Consider the following 12,308-nt stretch of genomic DNA (forward strand, 5'->3'; position numbering starts at 1 on the left):
GCGCCCTTGATCTAGGAGGGCGGCGGCCCCCATGGATGACTGGAAGTCCGGAGCCCGCAACACATGCCGAGCCGATGCGAGGTCTGTGCGATGACGAGCGTTCACTCCGTGCGTTCAGCACAGGACACCTGGCCGCTGCTGGACCGCGAACGCGAGCTGACGGAGATCCTGCGCGCATACCGGGAGCGCGGCAACGGCGTCGCGCTCGTGGGGGCCGGCGGCCTGGGCAGAACCCGGCTGGCGCGGGAGGCGCAGGCCCGCCTCGGCGCGGCGGCGCAGTGGGTGGCCGCGACCAGGGCGGGGGCCACCATCGAGTTCGGGGCGCTCGCGCATCTCCTGCCCGAGGACGCCGACCTCAGCGGTGGCCGGCTGACCGTCCTGCGCCGGCTCACCCGCCGCTTCCACGACGCCGGTGAACCCAGAACGGCCCTCGTCGTGGACGACGCGCACCTGCTGGATCACGCCTCGGCCGCGTTCGTCCACCATCTCGCCACGCACGGGCCGGCCTTCCTGATCGTCACCCGGCGGGCGGGCGCGACCGCCTCCGACGCGATCATCGCCCTGGAGAAGGAGGGGCTGGTGACGAGGCGGCCGCCAGGACGCACCAGCAGGCCGGGCGGCGCATCCTCGCCAACCGTTCGATGGAGCGGGCCGCCGTGCTGCGCGGCCACTGCTCCCAGGCCAGGACCCCGCTGCTGGACACCACCAACCTGGCCGACATCCTGACCCGGAGGGAACGGGAGGTGGTCCTGCTCGCCGCCGCGAGCCGCCCGAGCCGGGAGATAGCGTTCAGGCTCGGCCTCTCGGTACGCACGGTGGACAACTACCTGTGCCGCGCCTACGCCAAGCTCGGGGTGTCCGGCAGGACGGAGCTCGCCGATCTCCTGGCCCCGTGACGCGCGCCTATGAGTCGAGGAAGTCCGCCACGATCGCGGCGAACTCGGCCGCCCGGTGCTCCAGCGGGATCAGCCCGTCCTCGATCACCGCCCGCGTGCTGCCGGGCAACCGGGTGGCCAGCCGGTCCAGCTCGGGGAAGGCGAACGGATCCCCGGCGGACCCGACCAGCAGCACCGGGCAGCGGATCAGCCCCACGCGCTCCTCCATCCGGTACGCGGCCACCGCCTGGTGCCCCCGTTCCACCTCGGGCAGCACGGTGAGCGCGTCGCGGACGTACCGGTTGAGCAGCCGCCACGGATAGTACGGCGCCCGGTTGCGCCACAATGCGGCCAGGTGGGAGCCGTCGGGGCTCTCGCTGACGGCGTCGATGGGCGGCCGGTCGCGGCGAAGCAGCCGGCCCTCTTGGTCGACCATCGGCGTGGACGACAGCACCAGCCGCGACACCCGCTCGGGGGCGCGCGCCGCCACCTCGACCGCCACCACCCCGCCCGTGTGGTGCCCCGCGACGGCGGCCGTGTCCAGGCCGAGCGCGTCCATCAGGGCGAGCACGCCGGCGGCGTAGTCCTCGATGGAGTGGCGCGGGGGAGGGGCGGAGTTGCCGAACCCGAGCGTGTCCATCGCCACGGCCCGCCGCGTGCGGCCGAGCAGCGGCAGCACCTCGCGGTACTCGTCCCAGGACCGGGGCGACTGGTGCAGCAGGAGCACCGGCTCGCCCGTGCCGCACGCGGCGTAGTGGATCTGGCCGAAACGGGTGTCGGCATAGCCGAACCTGATCATCCGCAGCTCCCAGGTCCGGCCAGCCCCGGTCGGCGCCCGCCCCACCGCCCGGAGCGGGCCGGAGGGACAGGGCCGTACGAGGCGGGGTCCGACGACAAAGCGCCCGACGATAAAGTGCAGGACGATCCGGCGCCGGACACCACAGTGCCGAACGATCCGGGGCCGGACGATCCGGGGCCCGGCGTCAGAGGCCGGCGGCCTCCCGCAGGCCCTTGATGTCGATCTTCCGCATGCCCAGCATCGCCTGCATGGCCTGCTGCGCCCTGACCGGGTCGGGGTCGGTCAGCAGCTCGGGCAGCGCCTTGGGGATGATCTGCCAGGACAGCCCCCACCGGTCCGTCAGCCAGCCGCACTGCAGCTCCTTGCCGCCCTCGGTGAGCTTCGCCCACAGCTCGTCGACCTCCTCCTGCGACTCGCAGTCCACGTAGAGGGAGATCGCCGGGGTGAACGTGTACTGAGGGCCGCCGTTCATGGCCAGGAACCGCTGCCCCGCCAGCTCGAAGGTGACCATCATCGCCGGCCCCGCCTCACCCTGGCGGTGCACGTCGATGATGCGCGAGTCCTCGAAGAGCGAGGTGTAGAACGTGGCGGCCTCCTCGGCCTGGTTGTCGAACCAGAGGTACGTGGTGACCTTCTGCATGGTGCAACCCTCCATCTCGGTTGTGCTTTCGTCAACGCGTCGAACACGTCCCCAGCACATCGACACACCACTCGCAGAATTTTTTCGCCGGGTTCGGCCCCTGCCCACCGTGGCGATCGTCTCACCCACCCAGGGGTGCGAACGGAGGGCCGCGCGCGTTCCCGGGCGTACGGCGGCCGGGATCAGGGTGCGGTCAGTGCCGCGTCGATGGCCGCGCCGTTGCGGTCCAGCCACGCCTCGCACCGCTTGATCTGGTCGCCGACGCCCTCCGCCCACATCCGTGCCCAGCCGCCGCCCCGTTCCTCGGCGATGTGCCTCATCGAGAACCACGAGCGCCGCGTCCGCAGCACGGCCACCTCGACCAGCCGCGAGCGGTCGGCGTCCGACATCCCGTAGGCGTCGGCCAGGATCCGGCAGCGGCGCGGCACGTCCACCTCCCGCAGCAGCGGGTCGGCGTCGGCGGGGTCACCCAGCGGCGCCCAGTACAACATCGTGTTGTACATCTCGTCCACCTTGGAGGCCGGCCGGGCGAGGTCGAAGTCGATCAGCGCCGCCGCCCGGCCGTCCCGGAACACGATGTTGTCCGGCGTGTAGTCCGCGTGTCCCATCACCTCTGCCGGGTACGGCGGCGCGGGCGGCAGGTCCGGCGGCCGGGAGACCCCCTGGTCGGGCCGGATCCCGTCGGGCATGACGAAACCCGCGACGGCGTCGTGGTAGTCGCGTACCAGCCGCCCGACGGAGGCCAGCCGCTCCTCGTCGGCGATCCAGGCGGGCCGCGGCCGGCCGGCGACCTCGCCGGGCACGAAGGTCAGCACCTCGCGCCCGGCCGCGTCGATGCCGAGCAGCCGCGGAGCGCCCTCGAACCCGGCCTCCTCCAGGTGACGCAGCAGCGCGTGGACCAGCGGCGCGTTGGAGCCGACCGGGCGGCGCACGGTGTCGCCGACGCGCACGACCCCCTCGGTGACGTCACCGCCGAGGAGCGGGATCTCGGGCTGGGACTCGGACGGTTCGACGTACGTTGAGGCGTTCATCGTTTCCCTGGGGCGGAGGGTCGGCAAGGGGCGAACTCGTGATCTTACGTGAGCGCGGGCCGAGGGCCCCAGCCCTTTTCGCCCGGGCCTCAGCCGGTGGCGATCCCGGGCAGCGCCAGGGCGCTCATCGGGTCCGAGTACTCGGCCAGTAGGCGGGCCCGGCCGGTGCCGACGTCGACGCCGTACAGGCGGGTGCCGCCCTCGTGCTGGAAGATGATCGTGACCTCCGATGCGCCGCGCCACAGGCCGGTGCCGACCACGCCGCTGCCCTTGGCGCCCGGCAGGCCGCGGACGGCGACCTTCCGCAGCGTGCGCCCGGTCCTGGCGTCGAGCACGGTGAGCATGCGCTTCTGGTGCTCGGGGAACTCGAACGCGGCCACCGTCCGGCCGTCCGGGGCGGTCTCGCTGAACATGATGAACACCCCGTCGAAGCGCACCGGCCGGCCGCCCTCCGTGACCGGCATCCGCCACAGGTCGGTCTTGCGGTAGCGGACCAGCTCGGCGATGCCGTCCTTGATGGCGACCACCTCGTACGCGCCGTTCACCTGCCGGGTCCTGCCGGTGCGCAGATCGATCAGCAGCGCGGGGTCCTTGGTGCCCTCCTTCGGGTCGAAGATCAGGTAAGGGCCATCGTCGGAGAGCGCGAGCATCGAGCCGATGCCGATCCGCTCCGGCCCTATCTTGACGGGCGAGGTCACCGCCGTGCCGCCTACCAGGTCGCGTACCACGTGCGCCTGCTTCGCCCGGCTGTAGTAGGCGAGCAGGTGCCCGTCCCGGCTGATCGCGACGGGCACGCTCGGGCCGTCGCCGGTGCCCACGTGCGCCTGCGGCACCCGGTAGGTGGTGCCGTCGCGGGTCACGACCCGCCACTCGACCGCGCCGCAGTCCGGCGTCCGCCCACATGGCCTCCGGTAGGCGTAACCGAGCGGCCCCACCGCGGCGTCGGGCAGGTCGGGCACCGGGTCCACCCTCTGCGCCCGGCGGGCCGGCGCGTGATGGGCCTGGCTCTTGACGGTGCCGGGCGAGCAGCCGAGCACCTCGGCCGTCTGCGCCTCGGTCAGGTCCTCCCAGAAACGCAGCGCGATCACCGCCCGCTGCCTGGGCGCCGGCCTGGCCAGCGCCCGGCGCGGCACGATGCGGTGCAGCGCGGTGTCGTCGTTGGAGACCCCGCGCTCGGCAGCTCCGGCCGGGGCCGGCGCCGCCAGGAGATGTACTGGTTGACGAGCGCCTTCCGTGTGTACGCCTCGGGACTGCCGCCCCCGGACAGCCTGGACCACTGGCGGGCGACCTTGATCAGAACGGTCTGCAGCAGGTCCTCGGCGAGGTGCGCGTCTCCCGTGGGCAGGTACGCCGTCCGCATCAGCGCCTGCTGGCGGGCGAGCACGAACTCCCGGAAGTCGTCGTGACGATCCAAGGTGATCTCCTCTCTCCCGTTTCCAACGCGGCCCACCGGGCGAAAGGTTGCGACGTCCCCTCTAACGATCTCCAAGCGGTTTCTAAGGCAATCCCAAGGTTCGCCGACGGTGTGCCGAAGGCGGGGCCGGTTGGGTGGGTCCCAGCCGCCGGCCCACGGTGCCGGGGCGGAAAGGGGAAGGTCATGTGGAGGCGAAGGGCTGCCCTGGTGGCCGGGGCGCTCGTGGTGGTCGGGATGGTCGGGCCGGGAGCGCCGGTCGCCGCCGAGCAGCGGGTCGCTGACGACCCGTGCGGCAGGTCATCGGTGGTCACGCATGCCGACAAGCTCAAGCTGGCGGCTCAGGAGGGAGTCCGGGAGCGCGAACGCGCCGAGGGAGGCACGCAGATCGAGGTCCCGGAGCTGGCCCGCGGCCTGGCCGCCGAGCTGGGCATCGGCCTGGACGAGGCGACCACGGTCGCGAAGAGGCTCCTGTCGCTGTCCAGCGGGGGACGCGGGCTGAACCGGGACTCGGCGGAGTTCCGCGCCGTGGCCAGCGGCCTGGGGATCTCGGTGGAGCGGCTGGTGGAGGCGCTGACCGCCATCAAGCGGGCCGCGGCCGGCCCCGCGGAGGGCAAGTCCGCGGGCTCCTGACACGAACGGCCGCCGAGCGCCGAACGGCGGTCGCCCTGAGACCGAGCGGGTGCCGCCGCCCGGCCGGGGCGGGGACCGAGGCCGGGCCGCGACCGGGGCCGAGACTGGGCGGAACGGGTGTGAAGAGGAGAGAGTGGGCGCATGCACGTCCTTGTGGCCGACGATGACGAGGCCGTCCGGCGCTCCCTGACGCACGCGCTCACCCGCGAGGGTTACCAGGTCAGCACCGCCGCCGACGGCCTGCGCGCGCTCGCGTCCGCGGGCGGCGGCAGGCAGGATGCGGTGGTGCTGGACATCATGATGCCCGGGCTCGACGGCCTGGAGGTGTGCCGACGGCTGCGGGCCGGGGGAGACCGTACCCCGATCCTCATGCTCACCGCCCGCGACCTGGTCGCCGACCGGGTCGCGGGCCTCGACGCGGGCGCCGACGACTACCTGGTCAAGCCGTTCGCGCTGGAGGAGCTGCGGGCGCGGCTGCGCGCGCTGCTGCGGCGCAGCGGCCTGGACCAGGAGGTCCTCGCCTACGCCGACCTGGAGCTGGACACCGTGGCCTGCCGGGCCAGGCGCGGTTCCCGGGTGCTCGACCTGACCAGGACCGAGTACACGCTGCTGAAGGTGTTCCTGCGCAACCCGAACCGGGTGCTGAGCCGCGGCCTGATCTTCGACGCCGTCTGGGGGTACGACTTCGGCCCGTCCTCCAACGCGCTGTGGGTCTACATCAGCTACCTGCGGGCCAAGCTGGAGGCGGGCGGCGAGCCACGGCTGATCCAGACGGTTCGCGGCCTGGGATACGTGCTGCGGGAGGAGCCGTGAAGCTGCGTACCCGGGTCGGGCTGGCGGGCGCGGCGGTGGTGGCGGCGGCGCTGCTGGCGGCCTCGCTGGTGCTCTACCCGGCGGCCGCCGCCGGGCTCGCCGGCCAGCACGACGGGGAGCTGGTACTGGCCGCCGGGCAGGTGCCCCGGATGCTGCAGTCGTTCAAGATCGACGGGGCGCCCCTGCCCACCAGCCCGGTCGAGGTGGGCAACACCCTGCTGCAGCTCGTCCCGCCCCCCGTCGTGGCCGGCGCCACCCCCGATTTCGTCCCGCTGACCAGCCGGGACGTCGATGTCGCGCACGGCGCCGACGTCGCGTACTTCCAGGAGGCCACCCACGCCGGCGTGCGCTATCGCATCTACACCGCCCAGCTGGCCCAGGTCGAGACCGGTCTCGTGCGCGCCGCGTTCCCGCTCGACCGGGACGCGGCGACGCTCGGGCGGCTGGGCCTGCTGCTGGCGGTCCTCACCTTGGGCGGCGCGGCGATCGCCGGAGCCGGGGCCCGGCTGGCCGCCGGGCGGGTGCTGAGCCCCATCGGCCACCTCACCGCGGCGGTGGAGCGGATCACCGCCACCCGTACGCTCACCGCCGGCGGTCTCGACACCGGCGGCCGGGACGAGGTGGCCCGGCTGGCCCGCTCGTTCACCACGATGACCGGCGCGCTGCAGGAGTCGCTGCTGGCCCAGCGCCGCCTGGTCGCCGACGCCTCCCACGAACTGCGCACCCCGCTCACCAGCCTCATCACCAACCTGGAGCTGCTGGAGGAGGGCCGCGGCACCGCCGATCCGCAGGCCCCGGCCCTGGTGCACGAGGCCCGCGTCCAGGCCGGCGAGCTGCGCGCCCTGGTCAACGACCTGGTCGAGCTGGCCAGGCACGGGGACAGCCAGATCCACACCGAGGACGTGCGCCTCGACCTGCTCGCCGGGCACGCCGTCGCCCGGGCCACGGCCCGCGCTCCGCGGGTGAAGCTCCGGGCCGAGCTGGCCGAGTGCTTGGTGCGGGCCGACCCGGACGCCGTCGAGCGGGCCGTGGCCAATCTCGTCGACAACGCGATCAAGTGGAGCCCGCCCGGCGGGGAGGTGGTGGTGCGGGTGACCCCGCCGGGCACCCTGTCGGTCACCGACCAGGGTCCCGGCATCGCCCCGCAGGACCTGCCCTTCGTCTTCGACCGCTTCTACCGAGCCGACGCGGCCCGCGCGCTGCCCGGCTCCGGCCTCGGCCTGGCCATCGTCCGCCAGATCGCCGAGGCGCACGGGGGCACCGTCCGCGCCGAGCCCCTCCAGCAGGGCGTACGCCTGCTGCTCACCCTCCCTGCGGCCACCTGACCCAACCGTCACCCGCTCATCGCCCACCGGCCCGGAACATCGAACGGACCCGGGAGGCCGCCGGGCGCTCCGGGGGGCGGCCGATGCGCCGCAGGGACCGGTCGGCCACGCTCGCCACCAGGAAGACGACGCCGACGCCCATCAGCAGCCGGCTCAGGTCGTGCAGGCCGATCGTGGTGGCGCCGTGCTTGTAGTAGGCGGCGTTCGCGGCGGCGGCGAGCAGCGCGCCCAGATACATGAAGGTCCGCAGCAGCCCGGCGGAGGAGCCCATGCGGGTCACGTCGGCCTGCGCGTAGAGGGCGTTCTGGTTGGCCAGGCCGTTGAGGCCCTGGGGGAGGCCGATCAGGGCGCCGACGGCCGCCAGCATCCAGATCGGCGTCGCGGAGTCGAGCAGCAGCAGGCTGCCGCATCCGGCGATCTGCAACAGGGCGCCGGCCACGAGCTTGCCGCGTACCACGGCGTTGCGCCCGGTGACGGCGGTGATGACGATGGCCGAGATCGACATCGGCAGCAGGAGCAGCCCGGCGCCGGAGGCGCTAAGGCCGCGCTCCTCCTCCAACCACTGGCTGAAGCCGTACAGGAACGCGTAGGAGATCGTGAACGCCAGCCACTGGCGGGCATAGGTGGCCAGCAGTGGCGGGTTGCCGCGCAGCACCCGCAGGTCGATGAACGGATCGGCGGCCCTCAGCTCCCGCCAGGCGAACCCCGCCGCCAGCGCGGTCCCGAGCACCGGCAGCCACCAGTTCGAGACGTCGAGGTCCATCAGGAACAGCATGAACGTGACGAGCGTCGCGGCGAACAACACCATGCCCGGGATGTCCAGCCGCCGGGCGGACCCGGCCACAGGCTGCTGCCCGAGCTCCGAGCGGCGCGGCAGCCGCATCGCCCCCAGCACCAGGCAGGCCGCCGACAGGGGCACGTTCACCAGGAAGATCAGATGCCAGCCGCCGGCGCCGATCAGCAGGCCGCCCAGGGTCGGCCCGATGACCGCGACGACCTGGTTGGAGATCGACAGCCCGGCCAGGATTCCGCTCGGGCTCGACACGCCGGTCCGCTCGGACTCGGTGCGCAGCAGGTACATGGAGGCCGGATAGGCCGCGGAGGTGCCCACCCCCAGCAGCACCCGGGACAGGATCAGCACGCCGAGGTTCGGGGCGAGCACGCCCATGAGCCCGGCGACGCCGACCAGCGCCGTGCCCGACAGGTAGAGCAGGCGCGGGCCGTAGGAGTCGACCAGCCGGCCGATGACCGGCTGCGCGACCGCCGTGGCCAGGTAGAGCGCGGACACCAGCCACGCCGTCTGAGAGAGCGGGACGCCGAAGGCCCTGCCGATGGGGACCAGCGCGATCGCGAGCATCGAGGAGTTGATCGGGTTCAGGATGGAGCCCAGGATCATCGGCGCGATCAGCTTGCGGTTGAACCCGCCGGTGCCCGCCGACCTCGATCGGCGCAGGCGTTCCGCGACCCCCATCATGTATGCGCCACCTCGTCGAGCAGTTCCATCGCCGTGATGACGGCGCGCAACTGCTCCGGCGTGCCGCGCTCCTGCATGGCCCGCGCCAGCCAGGCCTGCCGGGCCCGCAGGTCGCCCAGGCGCCGCTCGCCTCCCAGCCCGGTCAGGGTGACCACCTGGCGGCGGCCGTCGGCGGGGTCGGGATGCCGGGCCACCAGCCCGGCCTCCTCCAGCGCGATGACGATCTTGGCCATCGACTGCGGCCGGACCTGCTCGGCCACCGCCAGTTCGCTGGCCGAGGCCGGGCCGTGCTTGTCCAGCCGGGCCAGCACCGAGGCCTGGGCGGGGGACAGATCGCCCGCGCCGTCCAGTGCCGCGAGCCGGCGGCGCAGGCGGCTCAGCACCACCCACACGTCGCGTGCGGCCTGAGCGGCGGCTTCGGAGACAACCTCGTCCGTTATGTCCATATTTGTACTATAAAGTCGACAGCTAAGACTGTGCAATTTGAGGTGTGCAGCCTGGGGTGCCGATCCCGGGGCTCGACCGGCCGCCTTTCCAGCGCGTTGCCCGATGGCGTGCGGAACCAAACTCGGGCTTCCTGGGTGCCGCACGGTCACCCTGGAATCTGAAATCCGACGTACGGTGACGAAATGGACAGCGGCAAGCTTCTTGGTGACTTCCTCCGCACCCGTCGTGAGGCCCTGACGTCCGTCCGCTTCTCCCGCGGACCCGAGACGGCGGAGGTGGCGATGCTGGCCGGGATCAGCACGGCCGCCTACACCCGCCTGGAGAACGGGACGGAACACCGTCCCTCCGAACGGGTCCTCGGCTCGCTGGCCCGCGTGCTGGAGCTGGACCCCGCCGCGAAAGAGCAGATGTGGGCACTGGCCCGCCCGCTGCTGCTGTGCCACAGACCGGAGGACAGCGCGGGCGAGCCGGTCAGCCCGCACCTGCGGCGGCTGATCGACGGCTGGACGGACACCCCCGCCCTGCTCTGCGACCGCCTCATGAACGTACGGGCCGCCAACTGCCTGGGCACCGCGCTGCTGGACGGGCTGGAGCACGCCGACAACCTGTTCAGGCTGGTGTTCCTGGACCCGGCGGCGCCGGAGTTCTTCCAGGAGTGGTACCACATCGCCGGTGCCGCGACCGACTCCCTGCACGCGGTCCCGGCCGGGACCGACGATCCCGAACTGGCCGCGCTGATCGGAGAGCTGTCCGGGCAGAGCCGCGACTTCCGCCGGTTGTGGGCCGGGCACGACCTGGTCACCGACGCGCACCGGTTCAAGCGCATGCGCCACCCCGAGATCGGCGACGTCACCCTGATCTGCGACGTGTTCGACGTGCATCGCCTGCCCGGCTATCAGCTCATCGTCTTCCAGGCCGAACCAGGCAGTCCCTCCGAGCACGCGCTCGCGCTCCTGGGCAGCCTCGCCGTAACCACCATCTGAGTCCGTCACTACCGGATGTGCGTCGTCCCTGAAAGGAGAACCGTGACCGTGATCAACTGCCCCCGATCCATCCGCGGGCGCTGCACGGTGGTCGTGTCACTGCTGGCACTGGTCGTACTGGCCGCACTCGGAGCCACCGCCGGCCTCGCCGTCCGCCACGTCGCGGCGGAGCACCTCTACGCGCAGGCCGAGGACGTGGCCGGTCAGTGGATCACCGCCGCGCGGAGCGTCCCGTCGGCCGCCTTCCCCGACCCGCTGCCCGCCTCCGGCGACGTCGACCTGGTGCAGATCGTCGACGACCACGGCTCCGTCCTGGCCGCCAGCGCCGGCGCCCGGGGCGGGGCCCCGCTCACCAGCCTCCGCCCCACTCCCGAGGACCCGGTGAAACGCCTGTCCGACGGCCGGCGCGTCGTGGTGGCCGTCCGCTCGGGCTCCACTCCGGTGGTGCTGGCCGCCCGTACCGTCCCCGCCGTGCTCCGCGGGCACCGTCTCGAATACCTGCTGGCGGGCCTGGTGCTCGCGCTGGCCGCCGCCGCGGGGGCCGGCACCTGGGCCGCCGTGGGCCGGATGATGCGCCCCGTCGAGGCCCTGCGCGCCCAGCTGGCCGAGATCACCCTGAACGACCTGGGCCGCCGCCTCCCCGTCCCGTCCGGGACCGATGAGTTCGCCGAGCTGGCCCGTACCGCCGGCAGTGCCCTCGCCCGCCTCGACGAGGACCTCAGCCGGCAGCGGCGCCGCCTCGCCACCGCGCCGGAGCCACGCGCCCCGCTGCCCACCTCCGCGGCGCCGGAGCCCCGCGCCCCGCTGCCCACCTCCGCGGCGCAGGAGCCGCGCACCCCGCGGCGTGCCGCGCCGGAGCCGAGCAGCCCGGAGCCGGTCGCCGAAGGCGCCGAGCTCGTGCGGAACGGCAAGTACAAAGCCTCGAAAGGACGCACGGCGACCGCCGCCGTGCCATGACCACCGGACCGACCGTTCCTGGGGGAAACGGATAGTTACCTATAAATGGAGTTGAAATGGACAGCAGCAAGCTGCTCGGCGAGTTTCTCCGCGCTCGCCGAGAGGTCACCACTCCGGCGCAGGCAGGCTTCCTGCATGCCGGCTCCCGCCGCACACCGGGGCTGCGGCGGGAGGAGGTGGCCATGCTCGCCGGAGTCAGTACGTCCTACTACATCCGGCTGGAACAGGGGCGCGAACGCCACCCCTCCACCCAGGTCCTGGCGGCCCTCGCCCGGGTGCTGCGCCTGGACGCCGACGCCACCGAATACCTCTACACGCTCGCCCATCCCTGGTCCCGGCCGCAGGACCCGGTCATGGCCATGGAGCAGGTCAGCCCGAGCCTGCTCCAGCTCGTCAACCGCTGGCACCACATCCCGGCCCTGGTGCTCGGCCGGCGGCTGGACGTGCTGGCCACCAACCCGCTGGCCGAGGCCGTGTACGAGGGCATGAGCCACCTGGACAACTGCCTGCGCATGATCTACCTCAGCCCCGGGGCGGACGGGCTCTACCCCGACTGGGAGAAGGCCGCCCGCGCCAAGACGGCGCAGCTGCGTGCCGCCCAGGCGGCCGATCCGGACGATCCTTACCTGCACGGGCTGGTGGAGGAGCTGACCACGCACAGCGAGATGTTCCGCCGCTTCTGGGTCCGGCACGAGGTGCAGGTACGCAACAACGAGGTCAAGGAGCTCCGCCACCCGACGGTCGGCGAGCTCACCTTCACCTGGGAGGTGCTGACCGTCAGCGGCACCTCGCAGCAGCTGGTCGTGCTGGCCTCCGAGCCGGACAGCCCCACCGAGCGGGCCGTCAAGCTACTGGCCGACTCCATCGCCGACCGCACCCCCGTTCCCGTCACATAGACGGTCCACGGCGGCCCCGACGGG

The 12,308-nt window shown here is 72.9% G+C and carries 15 protein-coding genes; 8 read left to right on the forward strand and 7 right to left on the reverse strand.

From position 1 onward, the window contains the following. Positions 1-108 precede the first annotated feature (108 nt). Both BLS95_RS54510 and BLS95_RS31105 read left to right on the forward strand, forming a co-directional pair. Positions 109-726: an ATP-binding protein gene (locus BLS95_RS54510; RefSeq protein WP_143043930.1), complete on the forward strand. Its 618-nt coding sequence runs from the start codon at positions 109-111 to the stop codon at positions 724-726. Beyond that, positions 657-896 carry a response regulator transcription factor gene (locus BLS95_RS31105; protein WP_176993462.1) on the forward strand — a complete coding sequence of 80 codons (240 nt, stop codon included), beginning with the start codon at positions 657-659 and terminating at the stop codon, positions 894-896. The genes BLS95_RS54510 and BLS95_RS31105 overlap by 70 nt, the downstream gene beginning before the upstream one ends. Before the next feature lie 7 nt (positions 897-903). Here BLS95_RS31105 and BLS95_RS31110 read toward each other — a convergent pair whose 3' ends face one another. The 5 genes from BLS95_RS31110 to BLS95_RS58200 form a co-directional block, all read right to left on the reverse strand. Next, positions 904-1,674, reverse strand: coding sequence for an alpha/beta fold hydrolase (locus tag BLS95_RS31110; RefSeq protein WP_090939364.1), 771 nt, complete (start codon positions 1,672-1,674; stop codon positions 904-906). A gap of 184 nt (positions 1,675-1,858) precedes the next feature. Then, the gene (locus tag BLS95_RS31115; RefSeq protein ID WP_090939764.1) at positions 1,859-2,314 is read right to left on the reverse strand and encodes a VOC family protein; all 456 of its coding nucleotides are present in this window, start codon (positions 2,312-2,314) and stop codon (positions 1,859-1,861) included. 182 nt (positions 2,315-2,496) lie between these two features. After that, the gene (locus BLS95_RS31120) at positions 2,497-3,345 is read right to left on the reverse strand and encodes a phosphotransferase (RefSeq protein WP_090939366.1); all 849 of its coding nucleotides are present in this window, start codon (positions 3,343-3,345) and stop codon (positions 2,497-2,499) included. Between the two features lie 89 nt (positions 3,346-3,434). Next, entirely contained in the window at positions 3,435-4,433 is a 999-nt protein-coding gene (locus BLS95_RS31125; protein ID WP_245765389.1) for a sigma factor-like helix-turn-helix DNA-binding protein, read from the reverse strand. After that, positions 4,430-4,759: a sigma factor gene (locus BLS95_RS58200; RefSeq protein ID WP_245765390.1), complete on the reverse strand. Its 330-nt coding sequence runs from the start codon at positions 4,757-4,759 to the stop codon at positions 4,430-4,432. The genes BLS95_RS31125 and BLS95_RS58200 overlap by 4 nt, the downstream gene beginning before the upstream one ends. 183 nt (positions 4,760-4,942) lie before the next feature. Here BLS95_RS58200 and BLS95_RS31130 point away from each other — a divergent pair, with 183 nt between their 5' ends. The 3 genes from BLS95_RS31130 (at position 4,943) to BLS95_RS31140 (ending at position 7,527) form a co-directional block, all read left to right on the forward strand. Continuing rightward, positions 4,943-5,389: a hypothetical protein gene (locus BLS95_RS31130; RefSeq protein ID WP_143043931.1), complete on the forward strand. Its 447-nt coding sequence runs from the start codon at positions 4,943-4,945 to the stop codon at positions 5,387-5,389. Between the two features lie 141 nt (positions 5,390-5,530). Then, entirely contained in the window at positions 5,531-6,202 is a 672-nt protein-coding gene (locus tag BLS95_RS31135) for a response regulator transcription factor (protein WP_090939372.1), read from the forward strand. Then, a complete protein-coding gene (locus BLS95_RS31140; RefSeq protein WP_090939375.1) occupies positions 6,199-7,527 on the forward strand; it encodes a sensor histidine kinase in 1,329 nt (442 codons plus the stop codon). The genes BLS95_RS31135 and BLS95_RS31140 overlap by 4 nt, the downstream gene beginning before the upstream one ends. A gap of 16 nt (positions 7,528-7,543) precedes the next feature. Here the strand turns inward: BLS95_RS31140 and BLS95_RS31145 are convergent, their stop codons facing one another. Beyond that, positions 7,544-9,001 (reverse strand): MFS transporter, encoded by a 1,458-nt coding sequence (locus BLS95_RS31145; RefSeq protein ID WP_218136067.1) that lies wholly within the window; start codon positions 8,999-9,001, stop codon positions 7,544-7,546. Continuing rightward, positions 8,998-9,447, reverse strand: coding sequence for a MarR family winged helix-turn-helix transcriptional regulator (locus BLS95_RS31150; protein ID WP_090939377.1), 450 nt, complete (start codon positions 9,445-9,447; stop codon positions 8,998-9,000). The genes BLS95_RS31145 and BLS95_RS31150 overlap by 4 nt, the downstream gene beginning before the upstream one ends. 183 nt (positions 9,448-9,630) lie before the next feature. Between BLS95_RS31150 and BLS95_RS31155 the strand changes: the two genes are divergently transcribed. From BLS95_RS31155 to BLS95_RS31165, 3 genes are read left to right on the forward strand one after another with little or no spacing between them, the layout of a single operon-like run. Beyond that, positions 9,631-10,431: a helix-turn-helix transcriptional regulator gene (locus BLS95_RS31155; protein ID WP_090939380.1), complete on the forward strand. Its 801-nt coding sequence runs from the start codon at positions 9,631-9,633 to the stop codon at positions 10,429-10,431. 42 nt (positions 10,432-10,473) lie between these two features. Further along, positions 10,474-11,388 (forward strand): HAMP domain-containing protein, encoded by a 915-nt coding sequence (locus BLS95_RS31160; RefSeq protein ID WP_143043932.1) that lies wholly within the window; start codon positions 10,474-10,476, stop codon positions 11,386-11,388. 56 nt (positions 11,389-11,444) lie between these two features. Further along, a complete protein-coding gene (locus BLS95_RS31165; RefSeq protein WP_090939386.1) occupies positions 11,445-12,284 on the forward strand; it encodes a helix-turn-helix domain-containing protein in 840 nt (279 codons plus the stop codon). Positions 12,285-12,308: the final 24 nt, after the last annotated feature.

The organism is Nonomuraea jiangxiensis (assembly GCF_900099965.1).
Taxonomy (GTDB): domain Bacteria; phylum Actinomycetota; class Actinomycetes; order Streptosporangiales; family Streptosporangiaceae; genus Nonomuraea; species Nonomuraea jiangxiensis.